The sequence below is a fragment of the Nocardia aurantia genome (assembly GCF_009604425.1).
Classification (GTDB): Bacteria; Actinomycetota; Actinomycetes; order Mycobacteriales; family Mycobacteriaceae; genus Nocardia; species Nocardia aurantia.
In genome coordinates, this window is sequence record NZ_WEGI01000006.1 from 438,287 (window position 1) to 463,057 (window position 24,771).

21 protein-coding genes are annotated in these 24,771 nt (G+C 69.6%); 9 read left to right on the plus strand and 12 right to left on the minus strand.

All coding sequences use genetic code 11. The features are described from left to right. Positions 1 to 77 precede the first annotated feature (77 nt). From NRB56_RS16110 to NRB56_RS16165, 12 genes are all read right to left on the minus strand, one after another. A complete protein-coding gene (locus NRB56_RS16110) occupies positions 78 to 1,925 on the minus strand; it encodes a tannase/feruloyl esterase family alpha/beta hydrolase (RefSeq protein WP_153342866.1) in 1,848 nt (615 codons plus the stop codon). Positions 1,926 to 2,241: 316 nt separating this feature from the next. Continuing rightward, positions 2,242 to 3,537 carry an MFS transporter gene (locus NRB56_RS16115; protein ID WP_153342868.1) on the minus strand — a complete coding sequence of 432 codons (1,296 nt, stop codon included), beginning with the start codon at positions 3,535 to 3,537 and terminating at the stop codon, positions 2,242 to 2,244. Between the two features lie 161 nt (positions 3,538 to 3,698). Beyond that, positions 3,699 to 4,688, minus strand: coding sequence for a VOC family protein (locus NRB56_RS16120; RefSeq protein WP_153342871.1), 990 nt, complete (start codon positions 4,686 to 4,688; stop codon positions 3,699 to 3,701). A gap of 34 nt (positions 4,689 to 4,722) precedes the next feature. Next, positions 4,723 to 5,829 carry a 4-oxalomesaconate tautomerase gene (locus NRB56_RS16125; protein WP_319943066.1) on the minus strand — a complete coding sequence of 369 codons (1,107 nt, stop codon included), beginning with the start codon at positions 5,827 to 5,829 and terminating at the stop codon, positions 4,723 to 4,725. After that, entirely contained in the window at positions 5,826 to 6,533 is a 708-nt protein-coding gene (locus tag NRB56_RS16130; RefSeq protein ID WP_153342873.1) for a 4-carboxy-4-hydroxy-2-oxoadipate aldolase/oxaloacetate decarboxylase, read from the minus strand. The genes NRB56_RS16125 and NRB56_RS16130 overlap by 4 nt, the downstream gene beginning before the upstream one ends. A gap of 177 nt (positions 6,534 to 6,710) precedes the next feature. Next, positions 6,711 to 7,778 (minus strand): NAD(P)-dependent oxidoreductase, encoded by a 1,068-nt coding sequence (locus NRB56_RS16135; RefSeq protein ID WP_319943067.1) that lies wholly within the window; start codon positions 7,776 to 7,778, stop codon positions 6,711 to 6,713. A 567-nt stretch (positions 7,779 to 8,345) separates the two neighbouring features. After that, positions 8,346 to 9,008, minus strand: a complete 663-nt coding sequence (locus NRB56_RS16140) for a GntR family transcriptional regulator (RefSeq protein ID WP_319943068.1) — start codon at positions 9,006 to 9,008, stop codon at positions 8,346 to 8,348. Between the two features lie 105 nt (positions 9,009 to 9,113). Continuing rightward, positions 9,114 to 10,625, minus strand: a complete 1,512-nt coding sequence (locus tag NRB56_RS16145; RefSeq protein ID WP_319943085.1) for a carboxylesterase/lipase family protein — start codon at positions 10,623 to 10,625, stop codon at positions 9,114 to 9,116. Positions 10,626 to 11,104: 479 nt separating this feature from the next. Further along, complete coding sequence (locus NRB56_RS16150; protein WP_153342878.1) at positions 11,105 to 12,265, minus strand: thiolase C-terminal domain-containing protein; 1,161 nt, start codon at positions 12,263 to 12,265, stop codon at positions 11,105 to 11,107. Then, positions 12,262 to 13,437: an OB-fold domain-containing protein gene (locus NRB56_RS16155; protein WP_153342880.1), complete on the minus strand. Its 1,176-nt coding sequence runs from the start codon at positions 13,435 to 13,437 to the stop codon at positions 12,262 to 12,264. The genes NRB56_RS16150 and NRB56_RS16155 overlap by 4 nt, the downstream gene beginning before the upstream one ends. An 18-nt stretch (positions 13,438 to 13,455) precedes the next feature. Beyond that, positions 13,456 to 14,688, minus strand: a complete 1,233-nt coding sequence (locus tag NRB56_RS16160) for a CaiB/BaiF CoA transferase family protein (RefSeq protein ID WP_153342883.1) — start codon at positions 14,686 to 14,688, stop codon at positions 13,456 to 13,458. Next, complete coding sequence (locus NRB56_RS16165) at positions 14,681 to 16,189, minus strand: aldehyde dehydrogenase family protein (RefSeq protein WP_153342885.1); 1,509 nt, start codon at positions 16,187 to 16,189, stop codon at positions 14,681 to 14,683. Before NRB56_RS16165 ends, NRB56_RS16160 begins: the two co-directional genes overlap by 8 nt. Positions 16,190 to 16,411: 222 nt before the next feature. Between NRB56_RS16165 and NRB56_RS16170 the strand changes: the two genes are divergently transcribed. The 9 genes from NRB56_RS16170 (at position 16,412) to NRB56_RS16210 (ending at position 24,639) form a co-directional block, all read left to right on the plus strand. Continuing rightward, positions 16,412 to 17,215, plus strand: a complete 804-nt coding sequence (locus tag NRB56_RS16170; RefSeq protein ID WP_319943069.1) for a TauD/TfdA dioxygenase family protein — start codon at positions 16,412 to 16,414, stop codon at positions 17,213 to 17,215. Then, complete coding sequence (locus NRB56_RS16175) at positions 17,212 to 17,925, plus strand: SDR family NAD(P)-dependent oxidoreductase (protein ID WP_153342887.1); 714 nt, start codon at positions 17,212 to 17,214, stop codon at positions 17,923 to 17,925. The genes NRB56_RS16170 and NRB56_RS16175 overlap by 4 nt, the downstream gene beginning before the upstream one ends. Before the next feature lie 62 nt (positions 17,926 to 17,987). Continuing rightward, a complete protein-coding gene (locus NRB56_RS16180) occupies positions 17,988 to 18,848 on the plus strand; it encodes a mycofactocin-coupled SDR family oxidoreductase (RefSeq protein ID WP_319943070.1) in 861 nt (286 codons plus the stop codon). Positions 18,849 to 18,857: 9 nt separating this feature from the next. Continuing rightward, on the plus strand, positions 18,858 to 19,049 hold the full coding sequence (locus NRB56_RS16185) for a ferredoxin (RefSeq protein WP_153342889.1): 192 nt from the start codon (positions 18,858 to 18,860) through the stop codon (positions 19,047 to 19,049). Positions 19,050 to 19,060: 11 nt separating this feature from the next. Further along, the gene (locus NRB56_RS16190) at positions 19,061 to 20,431 is read left to right on the plus strand and encodes a cytochrome P450 (protein ID WP_319943071.1); all 1,371 of its coding nucleotides are present in this window, start codon (positions 19,061 to 19,063) and stop codon (positions 20,429 to 20,431) included. Positions 20,432 to 20,517: 86 nt separating this feature from the next. Next, a complete protein-coding gene (locus NRB56_RS16195) occupies positions 20,518 to 22,185 on the plus strand; it encodes a thiolase C-terminal domain-containing protein (RefSeq protein ID WP_153342894.1) in 1,668 nt (555 codons plus the stop codon). A 97-nt stretch (positions 22,186 to 22,282) separates the two neighbouring features. Next, on the plus strand, positions 22,283 to 23,239 hold the full coding sequence (locus NRB56_RS16200) for an alpha/beta hydrolase (RefSeq protein WP_319943072.1): 957 nt from the start codon (positions 22,283 to 22,285) through the stop codon (positions 23,237 to 23,239). Between the two features lie 4 nt (positions 23,240 to 23,243). Continuing rightward, positions 23,244 to 23,765, plus strand: coding sequence for a DoxX family protein (locus NRB56_RS16205; RefSeq protein ID WP_153342898.1), 522 nt, complete (start codon positions 23,244 to 23,246; stop codon positions 23,763 to 23,765). A gap of 55 nt (positions 23,766 to 23,820) precedes the next feature. Continuing rightward, a complete protein-coding gene (locus NRB56_RS16210; RefSeq protein WP_153342900.1) occupies positions 23,821 to 24,639 on the plus strand; it encodes an NAD(P)-dependent oxidoreductase in 819 nt (272 codons plus the stop codon). The last annotated feature ends 132 nt before the right edge of the window (positions 24,640 to 24,771 follow it).

Genomic DNA, 24,771 nt, shown 5'->3' on the forward strand with positions numbered 1-24,771 from the left:
CCGTCGCGCTGCGACGTCCGCCGAGGCCGATCGGAATTGCTTGTCACACAGACGGTTCGGCGGACACGGGTCGACTTCTACGGGTGGGTGCGATTGCAGGACAGTTCGCGACCGTCGGAGGTGCACCAGAGTTGGTAGCCGGAGCGGAAATCGCCGCCGCCCCATTTGTAGTGGTCGTCGTGGGGCTGGGGAAGGATCGCGGCGTAGTTGGCGGCGTTGTTGCGGTCGCCGGAGCCCTTGTACGCGGTCTGGGTGGGGTACGGGTAGACCGGGCGGGCGGTGACGGGGCGGGCGTTCGGATCCTGTTGCGTGAGAGGGCCACTGGTGGCGGTGCGGCCGTCGCTGTCGGCGGTGGTCTTGGTGGCGATCACGGCGTTGGGGGTCCGGTCGCGTTCGGTCCAGTCGAGCAGGGGGGTCAACAGGTCGGTGTGGCTGGGGCCGTAGCCACCCTGGCAGTGGAACATGCCGGGGAACATGTAGAGGCGGTAGAAGCCGTCGGCGATCTGCTTGCCGAGTTTGTCGATCACGGCCTGGCGGTACGTAATCGAGCCCACCGGGGGGATGTAGCCGTCGGACCAGCCGTGCCACTGGATGAGTTTGCCGCCGCGCTGCGCGAAGGCGGACAGGTCGGGATCGGTGGCGTCGTAGAGGCCGCCGACCGATTCCAGGTAGCCCTTCAGGTTGTCGACGGTGAAGACCGATTCGTCGATCACCTTGCCCGGGTCGGGTTTCCAGGTGCCGAGCCAGCGCAGGAAGCCGGCACCGATGCGGTATGTCAGGATCTGTTCGCGGCGCTGGCCGTCGCGCGGGACGATCAGGCCCACCCATTGCGGTTCGGAGCCGATCGCTTCGCCGCCGGTGTACAGGTGAGTGCCACCGGAATCGACCACGCCGGTGTAGATCTTGCGCACCACGTCGACCTGTTCGCCGGTCAGGCAGTCGGGACGGTCCGGCCCGTCGGGGCACGCGATACTGCCCGGATCGAAATCGCACGAGCGCGGATCCTGGATGGTGCCGGCGCCGAGATCGGGATCGGCACACTCCCGGATCACCGCGTCGTGCAGCACGTCCACCTTGGCGGCGGGCAGGATCACCGAACCGTCGGGCCGGAAGTCGACCGTCGACAGGTACGCCTCCTCGAAACCGTTCAGCGCGGTCTGGTTGAAGGCGGCCGCGCCGGCCAGGACGCCGTCGAAGTCGGTGGGGTAGCGCTGCGCCTCCATCAGGGCTTCGCGGCCACCGTCGGAGCAGCCGTCGTAATACGAATAGCGCGGCGCCGCACCGTAGAACGCGGTGATCACGGCCTTCGCGGCGGCGGCGAAGACATGCTCGGAGCGGTAGCCGAAATCGACCTTCAGTTGTGGATCGGTGGCCCAGACGTCGACCGGACCGGTGTCGCGGTGGCCCTGGTCGTCCTGGCCGACCACCATGGTGCCGTCGGTCAGCGGCGCGCAGCCGGTGCTGATCGGTGACCGCAGCGCCAGGTTGATCACGCCGCAGTAGCCGCCACAACCCTGTTGCAGGTAGCGGCCGCGGTAGGTGGTGGTCGGCAGTCGCAGCTCGAATCCGATCTGCGGTTCCACGAAGCCGACCACCTGGCAGTAGTCGTAAGGGGTGCTGTCACTCTTCGACACCATCGTCGCCAGCGCGATCGAGACCGCGCCCTCGGTCAGCCGGCTGAAGTCGTGGGTGCTCAGGTCGGGACAGCCCATCCGCGGAATCTGTACCGGCAGTTCCTCCCCCGCGGCCAGTCGCGGCACCGACGGCGGCGGGGCCGGGGGCGCGGTCGTCACCCCGGGCGAGGCGGGCGGCGGGGCCGGGGCATGGCCGGACGAGCACCCGGTGACCGCCACCAGCACGCCGGTCAGGGCGGCCGCGACCAGCACGAGCCACCGCATCCGCTGCGGACCGGGGAAACCCTGCATGCTGCCTACCTGCCTGTGTCGAGAGTGGAGCCGACCGGCCGACGCGCCCCCAGGACCGCAATCGGCTCGACAGCACCATAGACCCAGAGTGGCCCGGATTCTCGAACCCGCCTGCGAAGGTTGCCCTACGACTCGGCTTTTCCTCCGGCGACCAGCCCACTGAAGCGGCCGGTTCGCCCCGTCGGCTCACCCGGCTGTTCGCGGCCCGTCTCGATCCTGGACCGACGGAGCGAGGGAGCGCAGCGACTGAGCGGAGGAGGGAAGGATCGAGACTCAGGGGCCGCGAACCCGCCGGAGCGGAGCGGAGGCCGAAGACTCAGCCGTCCACTTCCGGGTTGCGGCGGACGAAGGAGATCATCACCACCGCGACCACTGCCGCGATCGCGAACACCCAGAATCCGGCCGTGTCGAAGCCGTGCGAGAGCAGCACACCGCCGAACCAGGGGCCGAAGATCGAGCCCCACCGGCCGACGCTGGACACCCAGCCCAGGGCGGTGGCCCGCACGCTCGGCAGATAGTAGGTGCTGGTGCCCGCGTAGATCAGTGTCTGCGCGCTGAACAGGAAGCCACCGGTCACGAACACGATCACGTAGGTGACGAACTGTGAGGTGTGCGCCGCCAGCAGCGCGACGCCGATCGCGGTGCAGGAGAACCAGATCAGGGCGACCCGGCGCGGGCCGAAGCGGTCGGCCAGCGGGCCCGCGACCAGCATGCCGACGATGCCGCCGAGGTTGATCACCAGCAGGAAGCTGATGGCCGAGCCGAGGTTGTAGCCGTGGCCGCGCATCATCGTCGGCAGCCATGTGTTCATGCCGTAGACCAGCAGCAGGCCGAAGAAGGATGCCACCCAGAACAGCAGCGTGGTGCCCCACACGGGGCGGGTGAACAGCTGCCGGACGTCGCCGCGGCGCTTCTCACCGCCGGCCTCGGGCGCGTAGAACTCCAGGGGCACACCGTATTTCGCGGCCTGGGCCTTCGCCTGCGCGGTGCGGCCGCTACTGATCAGGAAGGTCATCGACTCGGGCAGCAGGGCCCAGATCAACGGGACGGCCAGCAACGGGAGCGCGCCGAACCAATAGACCGAACGCCAGCCCAGGTGGTGCACCACCGACAGGGCCAGTCCGCCGGCCAGCGCGCCGCCGGCCTGGTGGGCCGTCATCACGAAGGTCACCGCGAGGTTCTTCTGGGCCGTCGGCGCGAACTCCTGGACCAGCGCGAGGCAGGTGGGCAGCAGGACGCCCAGACCGTAGCCGGAGATGAACCGGGCGACGCCGAATATGGGCACGGTGTGCGCGGCCGCGGCGCCGGCGGAGGCGAGCGCGAAGATCGTGACGCCACCCATCAGCGGCAACCGGCGGCCGATGCGGTCGTTGAGCAGACCGGCGGTCAGCGCGCCGAGCAGCATGCCGAGATTGGTGAAACTACCGATGTCGCCACCGGCGGCCTTGGTCAGGTGAAACGCCTTGTCGTCGAAGACTCCCGGCAGCACCGCGCCGTAGACGAACAGGTCCAGGCCGTCCAGAAGGACCAGGAACCAGCACACCGCGATGACGCGGGTGGCCAGCCGGCCGACGGCGGGTGATGCGCCGCCACGCAGATCTAACGAGGACAACCCTGTCCCTTTCCTCAGGAAACGAGCAACTGCGAGTGAGGCTATATTGTGTCCGAGATTGCGCGCAAGACCATGAACACAATTGTTGACAATGCAGTTGTCCGCATACACGGGAGGCGCCGCCGGATACCCGGCGACGCCTACAGCTATCTACCAGCGAATTATGCCCGATCGGTTCCCGCGAGTTCCGCCTCGTGGTCCAGTTCGGCCGCCGTGGGGGTGCCGTGGGTGTGGAAGGACTCGATGGTCTTCAGGCCCCACGCCTGGCCCTTGGCCCGCTCGAGTTCGGTCCAGTCGACCCGCTTCCAGTCCGGCGCGAGGATCAGCCGGGCGCCGGCGTTGCACAGTTCGATGCGATTGCCGCCGGGCTCGTACACGTAGAGGAAGAAGGTCTGCTGGATGGCGTGCTTGTGCGGGCCGGTCTCGATGAACACGCCCTGGTCCAGGGCGACGTCGCAGGCGCGCAGGATGTCCGCGCGGCTGTCGGCGGCGAAGGCGATGTGGTGCAGCCGGCCGGACAGGCCGAGATTGTCCTTCGTGTACACCAGGTCGTAGCTCTTGTTCCCGAACGTGGTCCAGGCGGCCGCGACGGTGCCGTCGTTCAGCACGATCTGCTCGGTGGTCATCGCGCCGAGCGCGTCCGCCAGGAAGTCCCGGTTGTCCACCGGCACCTGCCCGAGGAAGTTCACGTGGTCCAGCCGCCGGGCCGGGACGCCGCCGCTGGGATATTTCGCGGCCTGATTCTTCAGCGCCGGCCGGCTCTCGTCGCTGGGCTCGTACCAGTCGGCGTCGTAGAAGACACCGAACTCGTGGCCGTCCGGATCGGTGAACAGATAGGTGCGGCCGAAGCCGGGTTCGCCGTCCACCCAGCCGATTCCGCGACCGGCCGCCTCCAGCGCCGCCACCCGCCGTTCCAGTTGCTCCGGGCCGAACGCGCGCAACGTGGTCCGGGCGATGCCCGCGTGCCGGTGCCCGCGCAGCGTCAGGCTGTGGTGCACGTAGTCGTCCCAGGCGTGCAGATAGACGTCGTCGCCGTCACGCCCGACCACCTCCAGCCCGAGGAAATCGGTGAAGAAGCGGACGCTCTCCTCGAGAGTCGGGGTGAGCAGCGTGACGTGCGCCAGATGCGCGATCTCGTGACCGGGGGCCATAATGACAAGTCTTTCTCGGGAAAAGTGTTGCGGTTCAGGCACGCTCGGTGGCGGCACGGGGAAATACCGTCCCGGCGAACAACTTCCGGGCGGTGCGCACCACGCCGGCCCGGTGCACGACCGGCGGGGTGACGGTGGTGTCCAGCTCGATGTCGACCAGCAGATGACCCGACGGATGCTCCACATCCACCCGGGACAGCCCGGCCGGCCAGGTCTCGGTGAGCTCGTGCCCGACCGCGCCGGGCGTCATCAACGCGGTGACCGCGCTGATCGCCGCGAACACCCCGACCGCGGTGTGCGGCTGCACCGGGATGAACGAGCGGGTGCCGACGTGGCCGCCGGCGCGGCCGGGGGAAACCAGGATCGTCTTCGGCACCGACGATTCCGCCACATCGCCGAGGCCCATCAGCGCGGCGGCCTTGCGCCGCAACCCGTCCACGCGCTCCAGCAGCGCGGCGTCGGCGGCCAGTTCGGCATGGGTCTCGGCGCCGGTGAGCCCGAACGCCGCCGCCTCGGCCACCACGACCGGCATGCCGTTGTCCACGCAGGTGATCTCGACGCCGTCGATCTCGTCGCGGATCCGCCCGGTCGGGAACAGGCCCGCGGTGGCCGAGCCCGCGATGTCCTCGAAGGCCAGCAGCACCGGCGCCGCCGTACCCGGCACGCCGTCGATCGCGGTGTCGCCGTCGTAGACCGGGCGGCCGTCGCGGACCGGGAAGGTCGCGGTGGCGATACTGTCGGAGTTGACGAGATAGATTCGCACCGAACAGGTTTCGGCGTCCGCCGCGATCCCGGCCAGTCCGGTTTCGACCGCGAACTGTCCCACCGCAGCGAGGATGTTGCCGCAGTTCTGCTTGTCCGAGACCGTCGGCTTGTCGACGCCGAGTTGCAGGAACAGGTAGTCGACGTCGACGCCGGGCCGTTGTGAGGGTGACACCACGGCGACCTTGCTGGTCAGCGAGGTCGCGCCGCCGAGGCCGTCGATCTGCCGCGGGTCGGGGGTGCCCATGATGCGCAGGAGCAGGTCGTCGCGAGCCGCCGGATCCGCGGGCAGATCCTCGGCGCGGAAGTATCCGCCTTTCGAGGTGCCGCCGCGCATCCACAGACCGGGGATCCCGTCGGCCACGGACCGGTCTTTCACTTCGGCTCCCCCGCAACGTGATCCGCGTAGGAGACGTAGGAGATGCCGAAATCGGGCAGCTTCGCGCGCATACCGTAGATGTCCAGGCCCAGTTCACCGCGGCGGAACGCCTGCCGGTTGCGCTCCTCCTTCTCCAGCCGGGCCTGCGAGGCCTCGAGCACCGCGGGAACGGTCGCGCGGGCCACCACGGCCACGCCGTCGTCGTCGGCGACGATCACGTCACCCGGATGAATCACCTGGCCCTCCACCACGATCGGCACATTGACCGCGCCGGCGGTGGCCTTCACCGAACCCTGCGCGCTGACCGCCGTCGACCAGGCCGGGAAGCCCATCTCGCGCAGTTCGGCGACGTCGCGCACACCGCAGGACAGCACCACACCGCGCACCCCGCGCTGCTGCAACGCGGTGGCGAACAGCTCACCGAACAGGCCGTCGGACGACGGCGAGTTGGTGGCGACGACCAGGATGTCGCCCGCACGGCACTGCTCGACCGCGACATGGATCATCAAATTGTCGCCGGGCCAGCACAACACGGTCACCGCGGTCCCGCCGATGCGGGCGCCGGGCCACGCGGGCCGCAACCGGGGGCCGAGGTAGCCGATCCGGCCCGCGGCCTCGTGCACGGTGGCCGTGCCGTATTCACCGAGCGTGGTGGCGTCCGCGAGCGCGGCCCGCGGCGGATCGGTCACGACGACCGACTTCATGATGTCCTCCTGTGTTCTGCCGCCGGCAGCGCTCGGCTGTCCTCGGCGTCGACGATATTGTCTGCACATCAGGCCTCGAGTGAGGCCCGGCGTGCCCTCATCCGCACCGCCGGGCCCCACCCGAATGCGATCCGGCGGGGACCTGCCGGACCACGTTTCAGCGACCCGAACGGGGCATTATCCGGAGCCCGCGATCTGCGGTCGCTCGACGGCAGCCGGTCCGTCCCCGCAACCCGCCGCCTCCGGCAGCACGGCAGCGGTCGACCGCTCCCCGGAACTCGCCGCGTCCCGCCGGGACGTGAGGACCGTCGCATTCTCCGCATCGGCGGCAGCCGGTCGCGGGACCTGGCCGGCGACAGCCGGTCTGGGCACGGCACCGGCGGCGCTGGCTGTCGGCGCGGTGTCACCGTGCTGCCGGGCATCGGGGAGCGCTTCGGGGCCGGTGCCCGCGGCGAGGGCGCGCAGCGAGTCCCGGGTGGCGGCCGTGATGCGCGGCTCGATCCCGAGGTCGGTCAATTGTTCTGCGGCAGCGGCCATTTCCTCTGCGCGGCGCACCGCGTGGGTGTAGCTGCCCTCGATGAAGCGGTCGACCATCTCGGGCTCGAACCGGATGAATTCGGTGGTGAGATGCTCGTGGAACCAGTCCTCGCAGCCGGCGGCGCGGGCACCGGCCATCGCCTCGACGATCGCGGCGGCCAGGCCCTTGTAGACGACACTGCGCAGGAGTTTGCGCGAACTCGCCACTCCGACCGGGCCGGGCATGTGCTCGACGACGACGTCGTAGGGTGCGAGCATCGTGCGGAAGCGGTCGGCGTCGGGGCCGGAGACGTACATCGGCACGCGCAGGCCCTTGCCCGGCACGGGCGCCATGATCGCGACATCGACCAGCGAAGCGCCGGTCCCGTCGAGCAATTCGGCCAACCGCACCTTGAGCGCCGGGGAGACCGTGTTGGCCTCCGCCCACAGCGTGCCGGGCGACAGGCCGGGCAGGGCCGCGCGCGTGGCGGCCTCGGCCTCGTCGCCGGTGGTCAGATCGAAGACGAGGTCGGCATCGCGGACTGCGTCTGCATCGCTTTCCCGGAGCCGCACCCCGGCGGGTGCGGCGACCTTCGGGTCGTATCCGCGTACATCGGCCCCGGCCGCGACCAGATCGCGGGCGAACGCGGATCCGGCCTCGCCCAGTCCGAGCACCGCCACCCGCAGCGGCGCACCATCCGCCGCCGCGTCCACCGCGTTCCCCGGCACAGGCCCCACCTCGACTCGTCGCTGAGATCCGGTGCCGATCGGGCACCGGAGCGCGCACACAGTGCGCGCCTCACATTCCGCATCGACGTTAGGCGCGTGTCCGCAGGATTGTCAACAATTTCGTCGACTGAGTCCCTGGGGTAGGCGTTCACACCGGTCCGAACGTTGCGGACCGCCGACACGCGCCGCTACGACCGACATGATCGGCGGACCTGTCCGGCAGCGGCCGACTGGACCGCCTGCCGTCGAATCATCGGCCCGCCGTAGCCCAGCGACTGGAACCGGACGGAAACCGCCCGCCCAGCTCGCAACCAAGCCCCGCTCGAACAGCTCCATCCGACCAGCTGCGTCTTCGACACCGGCTTCACTCAGCCGACTGCGCCCCGCATCGGCCGCACCCAGCCGACTCCGTCGATCGGCTCGACGACCGACCTCGCGGCCTACCGGCCGGGTTCGCCCGGTCCGTGTCCGAACAGCCGATCGGGCTCCACGGTCACGCGGACCGCGTAAGCCCGGCCGGGGTGAAAATGCGTGCGGTGGAACCGCATCCGACGCGATTGCGACGGATCAATCGAACTGGGCGAGTGCCTTGATCACACTGTCGAGGTGGTCGCGCATCGCCCGCTCGGCCGCGTCGGCGTCGCCCGCGATGACCGCGTCGACGACCGCGACATGTTCACCCAGGGAGACCTGCGGGCGACCGGGCAGCAACGCGACCTGGAACTGGTGCCGCACGATCTGGGCGTTCAGGCGGGAGATCAGGTCGGCGGCGGCGTTCTGCCCGGCGATCTCGCGCAGCACGGCGTGCAGTTCGTGGTTCAGGCTCGAGTACTTCAGCGGCTCGCCGTCGCGCACCGCGGTCGACAGCCGCTCGGAATAGTCACGCAGCCGCTCCTTGTCGGCGGGGGTGGCGCGCTCGGCCGCCTTCGCCGCGATGAGTCCTTCCAGGACCTTGCGGCACTCCAGGATCTCCACGGCTTGGCGGCGCGACACCGCGCGCACCCGGGCGCCCCGATTGTGGATGCGCTCGATCAGGCCCTCGGCGGTCAGTTCATCGATCGCGGAGCGGACGCTGCCGCGGGTGACGCCGAACTGTTCGACGAGTTCGGCCTCGACCAGCCGCTGCCCGGGGGCCACCTCGCCGGCCCGGATGGCACGGCGGAGCCGTTCGGCGGCAATGGCCTTGCCCTGCGTCCCGCGTTGCAACTCGCGAATATCCGACACCGACACGTCTTGGTGCTCCCCACGATCACGTTTTGTAGGCAATTATGCCAAATGTTTTGGCGACAATTCACCGGGTCATTGCCGGCGTGCCACGCGTCACACTCGCGAGTGTCACCGGATGGGTTGTGCCGGTGCTTTCACCGGGTCGAACGGGTGGTCCGCCCAGATTCGCGCGGACGCCTGCTCGGGATAGCGGCCGGTGCCGGACACGATATCGAACAGCCGGGTCTGTTCCGCGTCCGGCCCGTACGCCGGCCAGCCGGGAGAACCGTTCGCGGCGAACGAGATCCACGCGTCGCGCAGTTGCTCGCCGAGTACCGCCGCGGCGGGATCCGGTCGGCCGGTGCCGAATACCAGCGGCACCTCGGCGCCGTGCCCGGAACCGCCCGCGGTGCGCTCGTCCCGGAATTCGTACAGATACGACGTACCGCCGCCGCGGGTGTGCGCCCGCGCCAGAAACAGGCTCGGCATCCGGTAATAGAAATCCGAATGCACGATCTCGTACAGCTGTCCCTCGGCGATACCGGGATATGCCGCGCGATAGGCCCGCACGCCGTCGGCCACCGGTGCGAGCTGCCGCAGCGCCTCGTCGGTGCGGACGGCGGCCACCTGCTGGACCGCACCGGCCAGATACACCCGGTACTCGTCGCGGGTGTGGCCCACGATCAGCGGGATGTCCCGGCTCGCGCCGCGGGCCAGCGCGTGATGCGGCGCCTCCGGCAACACGTCGCCGTCGACCACGGGATGGAAGACCGTCACCGCCACCCCGGGCCCCCAGCGCGCCCGGTTCGCGGCGCCGTCGCGAGCCGCCGCCCATACCCCCGCCGCCAGTGCCGTGGGTGACAGCGTGCCGAGGTCCGCCGCGGTCGCCTTCCGGTTCAGCCGGGCGGCAAGCACATCCGCGATATCGCGGGCCAGTTCGGGCCGCTGCGACGACAGCGGGACGCTCTGGCAGATCGCGCCATGGAACAGCCCGGACGCGGCCGGCATCGCCAGCAGGCAGGCGATCGATCCGGCGCCGGCCGACTGACCGAACACCGTGACCCGCCCGGGGTCGCCGCCGAAGGCCGCGATGTTGTCGCGCACCCAGGCCAGGCCCGCGATCTGGTCGAGCAGTCCCCGGTTGTCCGGGGCGCCGGCCATGTGCAGGAAGCCCTCGGCGCCGACGCGATAGTTGATACCGACCACCACCGCCCCGCGCGCGGCCAGGCGGTGACCGTCGTAGGCCGGCAGGCTCGCCGCGCCGCCGGACCAGGCCCCGCCGTAGATCCACACCAGCACCGGCCGGCCACGGGCGCGAAGGTCGGGCGACCACACGTTGACGGTGAGCCATTCATCGGCTGCCGCACCGGAATTCGCGGCGATGTTCTGCACACTGCCCGACACCGCAGGCGGTGGCGGCCCGAACTCCCCGGCATCACGCACCCCGGACCAGCCCGGATGTGCCGCCGGGGCCTGGAATCGCCGCTCCCCCACCGGTGCCGCGGCGAAGGGGATCCCGCGGAACACCGCGATATCGTCCTCCATCCGGCCCCGGACCGTTCCGACCGACGTCCGCACGTGCGGCCCCACCGCAGGGCCGGTCGCATCGACGACCGCAGACCGCGGCGCTGCGGGAATCACCGGCCGCGGCGCGGCGGAAGCCGCCAACACCGAAGCACCCGCTAAGGCACTCATTCCGAGAAACCTGCGGCGGTCGAATCTCTGCGCGCTCCCCCAGCGCGGCCGCCGGTCGCCCGACACTTCACACCATCCTGCACAAATACGTCCGAACCGCCCGATTCTGACCGATCCGGCGGCGCCCGTCCAGCCCCGGCTGTCGGGCCACCCGAACGCCCAACCGACCGACCGGGCGATTTCCTGGACCGGCGAATCAGCTGTTCACGAGCCTTTCACCGGCCCGGCCCCGGTCGTTCCGTCGCGCCGCCGTGGACCCGGCCGTTTCCGGTGCGACACCCGGGCCCGACATCGGGTGCGCCGCCCCGGCTTCCCGGCAGCGCGCCGCCGACCGAGGTGACCCGGCTTCCGGCAGCTTGCAGCCCTCGAACCGATCGGGGTCGCGTATCGCGATCAATACGATCGGGAGGTCCGATCGGTCGGCGCTACTCCTCGGGGCCGGACAGCAGCGTGACCGCCGACACCGCGGTGGGTCCACCGAGGTTGTGCGCCAGGCCGATCCGGGCCCCCTCGACCTGGTTGGCGGCCTCGCCGCGCAGCTGCTGGAACAGTTCCACGCACTGGGCCACGCCGGTCGCCCCCGGCGGGTGGCCCTTGGTCTTCAGGCCGCCACTGGGATTCACCGGGAGCGCGCCGCCGACGGAGGTCACCCCGGCCTCCAGCAGCTTGTAGCCCTCGAACCGGTCGGCGAAGCCGAGATCCTCGTAGCTCATCAACTCGATGCCGGTGAAATAGTCGTGCACCTCGGCGACGTCCACGTCGCCCGGGGTCAGCCCGGCCATCGCGAACGCCTGTTTCGCGGCGCGCACGGTCGCAGGGAACGTCGTCATGTCCCGCTTGTGCTGGTGCATCACCGAATCCAGGCCCAGGCCGACACCGCGCACCCAGACCGGGCGATCGGTGTAGCGATCGGCCACGTCCGCCGCCGCCAGCAGGACGGCGGCGGCGCCGTCGCTCTGCGGGGCGCAGTCGTAGAGGCCGAACGGCGACGCCACCGTCGGGGCCTGCAGCACCTGTTCGAGGGTGACCTCGAACCGCAAGCGCGCCTTGGGATTGCGCACACCGTGCCGATGGTTCTTCACCGCCACCTGGGCCATGTGCTCACGGGTGGCGGGCGACTCGTGCAGGTAGCGGGCCACGTGCAGGGCGAAACCGGCGGGGGCGATCAGGCCCAGCGGGTAGTCCCAGGCCTGGTCCCGGGTCATCGCCTCCCACTCCCAGACCAGATTCTTCGACGGGGTCTCGCGGACCTTGTCCGCGCCCACCACGAGCGCCACATCGAAAGCGCCCGAGGCGATTCCGAACAGGGCGTTGCGGATCGCGTCATTGCCGGTGGCACAGGAGTTCTCGATGCGGGTGACCGGAATGTCGGGCAGCCCCAGCGCATCCGCGAGGATGCCGGAGGCGAAACCGTCGGTGGTGCCCATGGCGCCGAACCAGGCCGCCTGCACATCCGTCTTGGCCAGACCCTTGTCGACGCTGGCGGCGCACTCCGAGTACGCCATCGGCAGCAGATCCTTGATGCCCAGCGCGAAATGCTCGGCGAACGCCGTCATTCCGGCGCCGACGATGGCAACCTTCCTCAAGAGGACGCCCCTTCCAGCTCGGGTTCGAACGCGTAGCCGTAGTCCGGCACCCCGGAACGAATCGCCACCCGGCGCAACACCATCCGGCCGCGGTCGCCGATGCCGACAACGCCGGGATCGGCGCCGGTCACCTTCACCAGCGCGCGCACGCCGACGTCGTCGAGTTCGACGATCACCAGCGAATACGGGCTGCGCAGTCCGGGCACCGGAACCTGCACGGTGACACCGGTGTACACGGTGCCGGTACGCGGCAACGGCACCAGCGTGTAGTCGGTGCTCAGGGTGCCGTCGCCGCCGACCCGGTAACGCGGCGGGAAGTCCAATTCGGCACTGCCGGAATGCTTTCCGGCCTCCCAGCGCACCTTCGCCTCGAAGGCCCGCTCGTAGGCGGCCAGCGAGATCGGGATGTCGCCGCCGGGCACCACGAAACCGTCCGGCACCGGCCGCGCGGCCGGCTCGTGCCGGTGCACGGCCGGGACCCCGTCGGCGACGGTCACTCCCGACAGGCTGGCCTGCTCGATGCCGGCCAGCAGTCCGGTGTGACCCCATTCGGCCATCGCGGCGAGCGCGAACAGGCCGGAGCTGGCGCCCAGGGTGGGCAACCGGGCCGGTTCGCCGACGCACAGCGCCGCCGCCTCCCGGTGCTCCACCCCCGCGACCGCCGCGGGGGTGTCGACCCAGGCCGCGGTGAGCGAGGCGATCAGGCCGCGCTCGTGCAGCAGTCGCGGATCGCCGTAATCGTGGATACCGACCGCGTTGCGGGTCCGGACCGGCAGGCTGCGCGCGATCCGGGCGGCCGTGCGTACCTGTAGCCCCCGCTCCCCCACCAGCGCGGCGGCGGCGCCGGCCGGATCGGTGTCCACCCCGATGATCAGGGTGCGGGGACGGGCGGAACTGAGCGCGTCGAGCGTGGCGGGCGCACCGCCGAGCCGCTCGGTCACCTCCAGTTCCGGGTCCAGGCCGAGCCCGGCCAGCAGGACCGCCGCGTTGCTGCTCTCCAGCAGCGGCAGATCCCGGCTGACCAGGACGACCCGCTCCGCCGTGGCGCCGGCCAGCGCGGCACGCCCGGCCTCGACGGCGAGGGTGATGGCATCCTCGTCGTCACCGGGCACGCGCGCGTGCGGGCTGCCCCAGCAGGGCAGATAGGTACCTATCGAAGCGATGTACGGCATGGCGACTTCCCCAGCGGCTTAAGTGATCGCGCCCGCTGTTTTGAGGGCGATGATCCGGTCCCAGTCCAGGCCGAGTTCCAGCAGGACCTCCTCGGTCTGGGCGGCGAACTCCGGCCCGGGCCGCAGCTCCGGCGCGGTGACGTCGAACTGCACCGGGCTGGCGACGAGCGTGAGATCGCCTGCCTGCCGGACGAATTCGTTGGCCCGCACCTGCGGATCGTCGACCGCCTGCAGCGCGTCCTGCACCGGCGCCCAGGGGCCGGACAGGGTGGCGAGCTTCTCGGTCCACTCGGCGAGGGTGCGGGACCCGATGGCCTCGCGCAGGATCGCCACGCCCGCCTCGGTGTTCTCCGCGATCGAGGCCGCGGTGGCGAACCGCGGGTCGTCGGCGAGCTCCGGGCGGCCGATGTGCCGGGCCACGTCGCCCCAGAACTTGGTGGGCTGCAACATGACGAACGACAGGTACCGGCCGTCCTTGGTGGCGTACAGCCCGGACAGCGGATTGGTCGGCGCGCCGTGCGAACCGACCGGCGGGGCCTGCAGCGGCTCCTTCACGTAGGCCGACAGCGCGATGGTGTGCCCCATCGACCACAGGCCGCTGGACAGCAGCGACACGTCGACCACCGACGGCTCGCCGGTGCGTTCCCGTTTCAGCAGCGCCGCGGCGATACCGCCGGCCAGGTTGGTGCCGGAGATGGTGTCGCCGAAGGCCGGACCGGGCGGGTTGATCATGCCGTCCACGTTCGGCGGCGTGATGGTCGCGGCGACCGAGCCGCGGCACCAGTACGCGGTCATGTCGAAACCGCCCTTGCCGGACTCCGCGCCGCGCGGACCGAGCGCGCTGCCCCGGGCGTAGACGATCTTCGGGTTGATCGCGCGGATGTCGTCGACATCGATGCCGAACTTGGTCCGGTGCGCGGGCAGGAAGCTGGTGAGGAACACGTCGGCGGTCTTGGCCAGCTCGTGGATCACCGCCCGCCCCTCGGGATTCGACATGTCGACGCCGATGCTGCGCTTGCCGCGGTTGGCGTGCTCGACGTTCGGATTCGGATCGCCCTCGACCTTGAACTTGCCGATCTGCCGCAGGCCGCGTTGCGGATCGCCGGTCACCGCGTGCTCGACCTTGATGACGTCGGCGCCCCAATCCGAGAGCACCGCACCGGCCGACGGCACGAAGCCGTACATCGCGACCTCGAGGACGCGGATCCCGGCCAGCGGGCCGCTGCGCTCGGGCTGTTCGTTGTCAGACATTCTGGGCCACCTCCGCCAGGGCCTTGATCTCCAGGAACTCTTCCATACCGGCGATACCGCTCTCCCGGCCGATCCCGGACTGCTTGAAACCGCCGAAGGGCACGTCGGCGGAGAAGTAGTTGCCGCCGTTGATGCTGAAGGTGCCGGTGCGGATGCGCCGCGCCACGGCCTTCGCCCGCTCCTGATCGCCGGAGAACACGCCGCCGGACAGGCCGTACTGCGAGTTGTTGGCGATCGCGACGGCGTCATCGTCGTCGTCGAACGGGATGACGGCCAGCACCGGGCCGAACACCTCCTCCTGCGCGATCTCGCTGTCCGGGTGGACGTTCGCGAGCAGGGTCGGCTGGTAGAAGAAGCCCGGCTCGACCTTCTCACCGCCGAAGGCGAGCGTCGCGCCCTCGGCGACCGCGCGCTGTACCAGGCCGTCGACCTTGTCGCGCTGCTTCTCGCTGATCAGCGGGCCCATATAGGTCTTGGGGTTGTGCGGGTCGCCGTAGCGGACCATGCCGAAGTTGGCCTTGACCAGCTCGACGATCTCGTCGTGGTGCTGCCGCGGGACCAGCATGCGGCTGGTGAGCGCGCAGCCCTGGCCGGCGTGCGTGACGATGGAGAAGCCGACGAACTGCGCGGCCTGCTGGAAATCGGCGTCGTCGAGCACGACCGCCGCCGACTTGCCACCCAGCTCCAGGAACACCCGCTTGAGGGTATCGCTGGCCGCCGCCATGATCTTCCGGCCCACCGGGGTGGAGCCGGTGAAGGTCACCGCGTCGACCGCCGGATGGGTGGTCAGCAGCTCGCCCACGGCGATCTCGGTGCCGCCGAGCACGTTCACGACGCCGGCCGGGATATCGGTCCTGGCGATGATCTCGCCGAGGGCCAGCGTGGACAGCGGGGTGTCGGGCGCGCCCTTGAGCACGACCGTGCAGCCCGCGGCCAGCGCCGGGGCCAGCTTGGCCAGCGCCAGCTGATGCGGGTAGTTGTAGGCGGCGATCGCGGCGACCACGCCGCCCGCCTCCTTCTCCAGCCAGCGGTGGTGCTTGGTGCCGCGCACGTCCACGACGCCGAGATCCTCGGTGAAGGAATAGGTCTTCAGCAGATCCGCGTAGTAGCGGACGATCTCGATCGGGATCTCCAGCTGATTTCCCTTGGTGAGCACCACCGTGGCGCCGACCTCGGTGATGGTCAGCTCCCGCAGTTCCTCGACGTCGTCGCGCAGCGCCTGATACAGCTGCTCCAGGCAGCGCTGCCGGAACGCGACGTTCGTGGACCAGTCGGTGGTGTCGAAGGCGCGGCGCGCGGCCAGGATCGCCTGCTCGGCCTGTTCGACCGAGGCATCCGGCGCATATCCGAAGATCTCACCGGTGGCCGGATTGATCGAAGGGAACGTGCGCTCGGCGGTGACCAGTTGTCCGTCGATCAGCAACCGCTTCACCACATCGTCCGGCGCCGCGCTGATCGCGGCATCGGGCGAGGTCGCCGCCGCTGTGTCCTGAGATGGCATCCCGTCTCCTCCAACATGGAAACATCATTCTCGTTATTGGAGAATGATACATTCGTCTGCGGCGGACTCTAGCAACAATCCAGGACCCGCGACACCCCCGCCGACGACCGCCGATTTCGCCGTCGCCGCATCTCCGCGGCTATTCGACGGTGAGATCGCGCCAGCCCTTGCGTAGCCATTCCGCGCGAGAGTACGGTTCTCACATCCGAAAGGGAGATTCTTGTGATCGACACTACAGCACTGAGCCCCGCCTTAGGGGTGGAGGTGACCGGCGTCGAAGGCCTCGACGACGCCGTGATCACCCGGTGCCTGGAGGCGCTGAAATGGCGCGGTGTGCTGCTCATCCGCGGCCTGCACCTCGACGACGAGGCACAAGTGGCGTTCAGCCGCAGGCTCGGCACGGTGCTGGCGCCGCACGGCCGGGAGGTCTTCACCGTATCCCTGGACCCCGCCAAGACTCCCGCCGCGGATTATCTCCGGGGCACCCTGTGCTGGCATATCGACGACACGACCAATGACGTCCCGGCGAAGGCGACCATGCTGACCGCGCGCCACGTCGCGATGATCGGCGGCGGTACCGAATTCGCGAGCACCTACGCCGCCTACGAGGCGATGACCGACGAGCAGAAGAAGCGCTACGACGGGCTGCGCGTGGTGCACAGCTTCGAAGCCGCGCAGCGCCTGGTCAATCCGGAGCCGACCGACGCGCAGCTGGCCGACTGGCGGCGGCTGCCCACCCACGAGACCGATCTGGTGTGGCACCGCGCCGACGGCCGCCGCTCCCTGGTCATCGGCGCCACCGCCGATCACATCGTGGGCATGGAGCCCGGGGAGAGCCGCGAGCTGCTCGACGAACTCCTGGAGTGGACCACCCAGGAACGCTTCCGCTACACCCACGACTGGACCGTGGGCGACGTCGTGATCTGGGACAACACCGGCATGCTGCACCGCGCGCTGCCGTACGACCCGAAATCCGAGCGGACCATGCATCGCACGACCATCGCTGGAGAGGAACCCTGGGCATGACGGACAAGACTGCCATTGTCACCGGCGGTGCGTCGGGTATCGGCGCGGGAATCGTCGAGCGCCTGCGGGCCGACGGTTTCAATGTCGCCATCCTCGACCTGAACCCTTCGGAGACAGACGATCTGGCTTATCGCGCCGATGTGACGAACGTCGAGGAGATCGCGTCCGCGGTCACCTCGATCCGGAACAAGCTGGGCCCGATCACGGTGCTGGTCAACGGCGCCGGTATGGAGAAGTACCGCCGCTTCCGCAACCTCAGCTTCGAGGAGTGGGAGCGGATCATCGACATCAACCTGCACGGCGTCTTCCACGGCGTGCAGGCCGTCCTGCCGGACATGCTGGAGGCCGGCTGGGGACGCATCGTCAACATCTCGTCCTCGAGCACGCATTCCGGCCAGCCGTTCATGGCCGCCTACGTGGCGGCCAAGTCGGCGGTCAACGGCCTCACCAAATCCCTTGCGCTGGAATTGGGTCCGCACGGGATCACGGTGAACGCGGTGCCGCCGGGGTTCATCGACACCCCCATGCTGCGGCGCTCGGAGGAGAAGGGCCTGCTCGGCGGGACCATCGACGAGCACGTCGAGCGCACCCCGGTGCGCCGGGTCGGCAAGCCCGCCGACATCGCCGCCGCCGTCGCCTTCCTCGTCTCCGAGGACGCCGGGTACATCACCGGGCAGATCCTCGGCGTCAATGGCGGCCGCAACACGTAACCCCTTCTCCCACTGAGCTTTTCAGGTGGGCAGTCCAATAAGGAACAAGGAAAGGACAAGCCGTGGGACGCGTTGAGGGCAAGGTCGCCTTCGTCACCGGCGCCGGGCGCGGTCAGGGCCGCAGCCATGCGGTCAAGCTGGCCGAAGAGGGCGCGGACATCATCGCCATCGACATCTGCAAGCAGATCGAGACGATCCAGTACCCGCTGTCGCGGCCGGAGGATCTCGAGGAGACCGTGCGCCTGGTCGAGAAGACCGGCCGCCGCATCCACGCCGAGCAGGCCGACGTCCGTGAGGCGCCGGCGCTGAAGGCCGTGCTGGAGCGCGGCGTCGCCGAGCTCGGCCGCCTGGACATCGTGGTCGCCCAGGCCGGCATCGCCGGCATGAAGGGCAACCCGGCGTGGCAGGCGTGGTCGGATGTCATCGACACCAACCTGATCGGCGTCATCAACGCCGTGCAGGCCGCACTGCCGTACCTGGACGAGGGCGCCTCGATCATCGCGACCGGTTCCACCGCCGCGCTGATGGATGCCTCCAACAAGCCGCAGGTCGGCACCGATCCGGGCGGCGTCGCCTACATGGTGGCGAAGCGGCTGCTGTCGCAGTACATCAACGACATCGCCACCCATCTCGCCGCGCGCAAGATCCGGGCCAATGTCGTGCATCCGACCAACTGCAACACCCCCATGTTGCAGAGCGAGCCGATGTACCAGTCGTTCCGGCCCGATCTGGAGCACCCCACCAAGGAGGACGCGACCCCGGCGTTCTACGTGCAGCAGGCGATGCCGGTGCCGTGGATCGAGCCGGAGGAGATCAGCAACATGGTGCTGTTCCTCGCCTCCGACGAGTCCCGGTTCGTCACCGGCACCCAGCAGCGGGTGGACGCCGGTGGCTACCTCAAGTGGTACGACTACCACGTCTAGGAGAGATGGATGAAGGTTCGTGTCGATCCGGAGCGCTGCCAGGGCCACACGCTCTGCGCCATGATCGCTCCGAAGGCGTTCCAGCTCAGTGACATCGACGGTCACTCGACCCCGGTGAGCGAAGACGTGCCCGCCGATCAGGAGGACGCGGTCCGCGAGGCCGTGCACTCCTGCCCGGAACAGGCCATCTCCATCTACTGAGAGGACAAGCAGTGACCGTGGAGAACGGCCCCGCCGTGACCGAGCAGGCCGCACACCGACAGCCGACGTTCCATTTCGATCGGCACACCGCGGAATATCGCGAGCAGTTCAGCGATATCACCCGCGAAATGCAGGAGAAGTGCCCCGTCGCGTGGTCGGAGACCTACGACGGGCACTGGGTCGCGGCGGGTAACCGCGAGGTCTTCGAACTCGCCCGCTGCCCCCACGTCTCCAACGAGAACGATTTCGACGGCACCCGCCGCGGATACAAGGGCATCTCGATTCCGACCCCGGCGCGTGCTCGTGGCGTGCGCGGCGGGATCCTGGAGATGGACGGGTCGGAGCACAAGGAGCTGCGGGGCGCGCTCAACCCGTATCTCTCACCGGCAGCGGTGAATCGGTGGATTCCGTTCGTGGACGAGGTCGTTCGCGCCGCTCTCGACGAGAAGATCGAGAGCGGCCGGATCGACTTCGTCGACGAGCTGGCGAATATCGTTCCGGCGGTGCTCACTCTGGCGATGCTCGGCATTCCGCTGAAGAAGTGGGTCGTCTACAACGAGCCGGTGCACGCCGCCGTGTACACCCCGCCGGATTCGCCCGATATCGATCGAGTCACCGCCCTGCACACCGAGATGGGCCGGGATCTGCTCGCCAATTACTTCGAGGTGAAGCAGAATCCGCGTCCGGGCATGATCAAGGCCGTCGCCCAGTCCACCATGAACGGCGAGCCCCTCCCCGACGTGGAGGCGCTGGGCATGCTGGGCCTGATCATCGGTGGCGGTTTCGACACCACCACCGCGCTGACGGCCCACTCCCTGGAGTACCTGGGCCAGAATCCGGACAGCCGCGAATTGCTCAGCAAGGAACGGGATCTGATTCTGGACTCGGCCACCGAGGAGTTCCTCCGCTACTACACGCCCGCCCCCGGCGACGGTCGCACCTTCGACGCCGACGTCGAGGTCGCGGGCAAGCAGTTCAAGGAGGGCGAGCGGCTGTGGCTGTCCTGGGCGATGGCGAACCGGGATCCCTCGGTCTTCGAGAATCCCGACGAGATCGATATGGAGCGGAAGGGTAACCGCCACTACAGCTTCGGTCTCGGCGTCCACCGGTGCATCGGGTCGAACATGGCCCGCATGGTGTTCAAGCGGATGCTGCTGGCCGTGCTGGACCGGATGCCCGACTACGTCTGCGACGAGGCGGCGACGGTGCACTACGACACCATCGGCGTCATCCAGGGCATGCGGCACCTGCCGGCCACGTTCACCCCGGGACCGAGAATCGGTGCCGGACTGGACGAGACGCTGGAGAAGCTCCAGCAGATCTGTGACGAGCAGCAGCTCGCCGAGCCGGTGACCGTCCGCAAGGACCAGGCGCAGATCTGATCTGCCCCGTTCGCCCCGTCGCCGCCGCGGTTCGTGCCGCGGCGGCGACGGGGCGATCCACGCACACGAACGAGTGAGGAGACGACATGGCCGACGCATCGGGGCGTCCCCTGCCGCAGCTGACCCTGTTGAACGAGTTCTTCTGGACCTCGGGCGAAGACGGGCAACTGCGTATCCAGGAGTGCCGTTCCTGCGAGTCCCTGATCCATCCGCCGCAGCCGGTCTGCCGGTACTGCCACGGACACGACATGGGCGTGCGCGTCGTCTCCGGCACCGGCACCCTCGCCGGATTCACGATCAACCACCGGTTCCCGCTGCCGGGTGTCCCGACCCCGTTCGTCATCGCGCAGGTCGCGCTCACCGACGATCCGCGGATCCGGTTGACCACCAACATCATCGACGCCGACCCGGAGCAGTTGGAGCTCGGGCAGCGCGTCGAGGTCGTCTTCGAGCAGCACGAGGACGTGTGGCTGCCGATGTTCCTGCTCGCCGCCGAGCAACCGGCGCAACCGGATCCGTTGCCGCGCGACGAGATCGAACCGCAGGATTTCGGCAAGCACATCCGGCCGATGCTGTCGCAGGACAAATTCGAGGACAAGGTCGCGCTCACCGGGATCGGCATGTCGCAGATCGGCCGCCGGCTGATGCGCCCGGCCCTGGCGCTGACCGTCGAGGCCTGCGAGCGCGCGGTCGCCGACGCGGGCCTGACGATGGCCGACATCGACGGCCTGGCAACGTATCCTGGCGGCGGTGAGATGGGCGGCTTCAACGAGGGCGGCGTCACCGCGCTCGAGGCCGCGCTCGGCCTGCGGCCCACCTGGCACAACGGCGGCATGGAGAGCTTCGGCCCCAGCGGCTCGGTGACCGCGGCCATGATGGCCGTCGCCACCGGAATGGCCCGGCACGTGCTGTGTTTCCGCACGCTGTGGGAGGCCACCTTCACGGACCTGATGCGGCAGGGCAAGATCCGGGCCGGCCGCGGTGGCCGCACCGGCAGCTACCTGTACCCGTTCGGCGCCTCGTCCGCCGCGCACACGCTGGCGCAGAACGCGCAGCGGCACTTCCACCGGTACGGCACCACCAAGGAGACCCTCGGCTGGATCGCGCTGAACCAGCGCGCCAACGCCGAGCTGAATCCGACTGCGATCTACCGGGATCCGATGACGATGGACGACTACCTGTCCGCGCGCCCGGTCACCACCCCGTTCGGTCTCTACGACTGCGACGTGCCGTGCGACGGCGCGGTCGCGGTGATCGTCTCCGCGATCGACACCGTCGCCGACCTGCCGGTGAAGCCGGTGCTGGTGGAGGCGGTCGGCACCCAGATCGTGGAACGCATCGACTGGGACCAGTCGACACTGACCCACGAACCCCAGGTGCTGGGCCCCGCCGCGCACCTGTGGACGCGAACCACGTTGCGCCCCGACGACGTCGACGTCGCGCAGCTCTACGACGGGTTCACCATGAACGCCCTGTCCTGGCTGGAAGCATTGGGCTTCTGCGGGATCGGCGAGGCGAAGGACTTCCTCGAGGGCGGCAAGAACATCGCCCGCGACGGGAAGATCCCGTTGAACACCCACGGCGGGCAGCTGTCCCACGGCCGCACCCACGGTATGGGCCTGCTGCACGAGGCGATCACCCAGCTGCGCGGCGACGCCGGCGAGCGTCAGGTCACCGACGCCCGCGTGGCCGTGGTGTCCAGCGGCGGACTCACCCCCGGCGGGGTGCTGCTGCTGCGAGCGGCGGATTCGTGACCCGCACCGCCCTTCTCATTCCCGCGCAGAGCGCCGACGTCGCCGTGTACTGCCGTGGCCGCCGCACCCTCCACCGGGTGCCGACTCGGAGGACCCCGTGACGATCATCGAGACCGAGTTACCGGTGCTGGGCAACGACGAGCCGATCCCCGTGGTGGTCGACGTCGACGGCATCCCGATCTCGGGCCGGTTCGCCCCCGCGCCGCAGCCGCGCGCGGTGATCGTCGCGTTGCACGGCGGCGCAACGACTTCCGCGTACTACGACTGTCCCGGTCATCCGGAGTTGTCGCTGCTGCGCACCGGGCGCGCCGCCGGGTTCACCGTGATCGCGCTCGACCGGCCCGGTTACGGCAGCTCGCTGCCGTTCGGGGACCAGCTGGCCGACGGACAGCTGCGCGTCGACCTGATGTACGGCGCGGTCGACCGGATACTCGGCGAATTACCGCGCGGCGCGGGACTTTTCGTGCTGGCCCATTCGGCCGGCTGCGAACTCGCGGTGCGGATGGCCGCCGACGCGGAACGCGGCGCGGACCTGCTGGGCCTGGAACTGTCCGGCTCCGGCCGCGAACGCCAGCCGTACGCCGACGAGATCCTCTCCGTGCGACCACGTCCCGACAACGTGAAGGTCGGCAAGCTGCTGTGGCAGCCCGGCTGGCTGTACCCGCCGGAGCACGTGGGTGGCCGGCTCATCGGCGCGAACGGGCCGCGGTACGAGGGCACGCTCGTGAACGAGTGGGCCGGCGAGATCTTCCCGGTGCTGGGGCCGCGCGTCCGGGTTCCGGTGCGGTTCACCGTCGCCGACCACGAGCAGGTGTGGCGCAACGATCCCGAGGGCATGCCGGCGGTGGCCGAGCTGTTCCCGGCCGTACCCCGCCTGGTGTTCGCCACCCAGTACCACGCGGGCCACAACATCAGCGTCGGCCGCACGGCGGGCGCCTACCACCTGCAGGCGCTGGCCTTCGCCGAGGAATGTGTGGTAGCCCGGGAGTCCGGGGAAAACGCCGGTCCGGCAGTACCGTTCAACGGCGCCACGGCGCCGGGACAGAGGAGTTGAGGCGATGCACGTCGCGGATGTCGCGCTATTTCTGATCCGCGTGGTCGTGGGAATCACCATGATCGCGCACGGGGTCAACCACTGGATCGGCAGCGGCAAGATCGCCGGCACCGCACGGTGGTTCGGCGGCCTCGGCCTGAAACAGCCCGTGCTGCAAGCCTGGCTGAGCGTGCTGACCGAGGTCGGCGCAGGTGTGCTGCTGATCTTCGGGTTGCTGACGTCGTTCGCGGCCGCGGCGGTCGTGTCGGTGATGCTCGTCGCCGGCCTGCTCGCCCACCGGCCCAACGGTTTCTTCGTGTTCAAGGAGGGCTACGAGTACGTCCTCGTGCTCGCCGTGGTGTCGGTGGCCATCGGCATCCTCGGGCCGGGCTGGCTGTCGCTGGACCACGCCGCCGATATCGAGATCACCGGCTGGGCCGGCGGCGGCATCGCCCTGCTGCTCGGCATCGCCGGCACCGCCGGACTGCTGGCCACCTTCTACCGCCCGCAGCCCAAGCCCGCGGCGAACGAGCCCGCGGCCCAGTAGTTCCGGGTGAACGCGGTCGCGGCACCCATTGTTCGGATTGTCAGGAGGACAGCTGATGCGGGTCGGATTCATCGGCCTCGGCAGCCAGGGCGGGCCCATGGCGCGCCGGATCGTCGAAGAAGGTTACGAGACCACCCTGTGGGCGCGCCGCCCGGAATCGCTTGCACCGTATGCCGATACGGCGGCGAAGACGGCGGCCACCCCGGCGGAACTGGCGGCCGCCAGCGATCTGGTGTGCCTGTGCGTGGTCGCCGACAGCGACGTCCGCGCGGTGCTGGAGGGTGAGAACGGCGTGCTGGCGGGCCTGAAGCCCGGTGGTATCGTCGCCGTGCACTCCACCGTGCACCCCGACACCTGTCGAGAGCTGGCGGAAAAGACGGCCGCACAAGGCGTTTCGCTCATCGACGCTCCCGTCAGCGGCGGCGGCATCGGCGCGGCCGAACGCCGTCTGCTGGTGATGGTCGGCGGTCCCGACGACGTGGTGGCGCGGGTCCGCCCGGTCTTCGAGACCTACGCCAACCCGATGGTCCATCTCGGTGGCGTCGGTTCCGGCGCGGTCGCGAAGCTGCTGAACAACCTGCTCTTCACCGCGAACCTCGCCACCTCCGCCACCACCCTCGCACTCGGCGAGGCCCTCGGCGTCGACCCGGCCAACCTCGGCAAGGTCATCTCGCACGGCACCGCGAACAGCTTCGCCCTCGGCCGCATCGTCGACGCCGGCGGCACCCTGGACCGCCTGGCCCAGCACGCCGGCGGCCTGCTCCGCAAGGACGTCGGCCTGATCGCCGAACTGGCCGAGAGCGCCGGCGCCACGCCGGGTGTCGTCCTCGACGCCGCGGACGCCACCCTGAACCTGATGAACCACCCGCGCTGAACCGTGCCCACTCCGCCGCCCACCGGATCGCGGCCGGACGCCCACCGGCCTCCGACCGCGATGCCACCGGTTCCGGCGCGGCACCGATACGACACGCTCCGGCCGGCCGGTTCCGGAACGACTGCGGCCCAC

Bases quoted from the DNA above. Each gene is read 5' to 3' on its own strand.
- NRB56_RS16110 (WP_153342866.1), bottom strand. From the start codon at position 1,925: ATGCAGGGTTTCCCCGGTCCGCAGCGGATGCGGTGGCTCGTGCTGGTC.
- NRB56_RS16120 (WP_153342871.1), bottom strand. From the start codon at position 4,688: ATGGCCCCCGGTCACGAGATCGCGCATCTGGCGCACGTCACGCTGCTC.
- NRB56_RS16130 (WP_153342873.1), bottom strand. From the start codon at position 6,533: ATGAAGTCGGTCGTCGTGACCGATCCGCCGCGGGCCGCGCTCGCGGAC.
- NRB56_RS16155 (WP_153342880.1), bottom strand. From the start codon at position 13,437: ATGCCGTACATCGCTTCGATAGGTACCTATCTGCCCTGCTGGGGCAGC.
- NRB56_RS16160 (WP_153342883.1), bottom strand. From the start codon at position 14,688: ATGTCTGACAACGAACAGCCCGAGCGCAGCGGCCCGCTGGCCGGGATC.
- NRB56_RS16165 (WP_153342885.1), bottom strand. From the start codon at position 16,189: ATGCCATCTCAGGACACAGCGGCGGCGACCTCGCCCGATGCCGCGATC.
- NRB56_RS16175 (WP_153342887.1), top strand. From the start codon at position 17,212: ATGACGGACAAGACTGCCATTGTCACCGGCGGTGCGTCGGGTATCGGC.
- NRB56_RS16185 (WP_153342889.1), top strand. From the start codon at position 18,858: ATGAAGGTTCGTGTCGATCCGGAGCGCTGCCAGGGCCACACGCTCTGC.
- NRB56_RS16195 (WP_153342894.1), top strand. From the start codon at position 20,518: ATGGCCGACGCATCGGGGCGTCCCCTGCCGCAGCTGACCCTGTTGAAC.
- NRB56_RS16205 (WP_153342898.1), top strand. From the start codon at position 23,244: ATGCACGTCGCGGATGTCGCGCTATTTCTGATCCGCGTGGTCGTGGGA.
- NRB56_RS16210 (WP_153342900.1), top strand. From the start codon at position 23,821: ATGCGGGTCGGATTCATCGGCCTCGGCAGCCAGGGCGGGCCCATGGCG.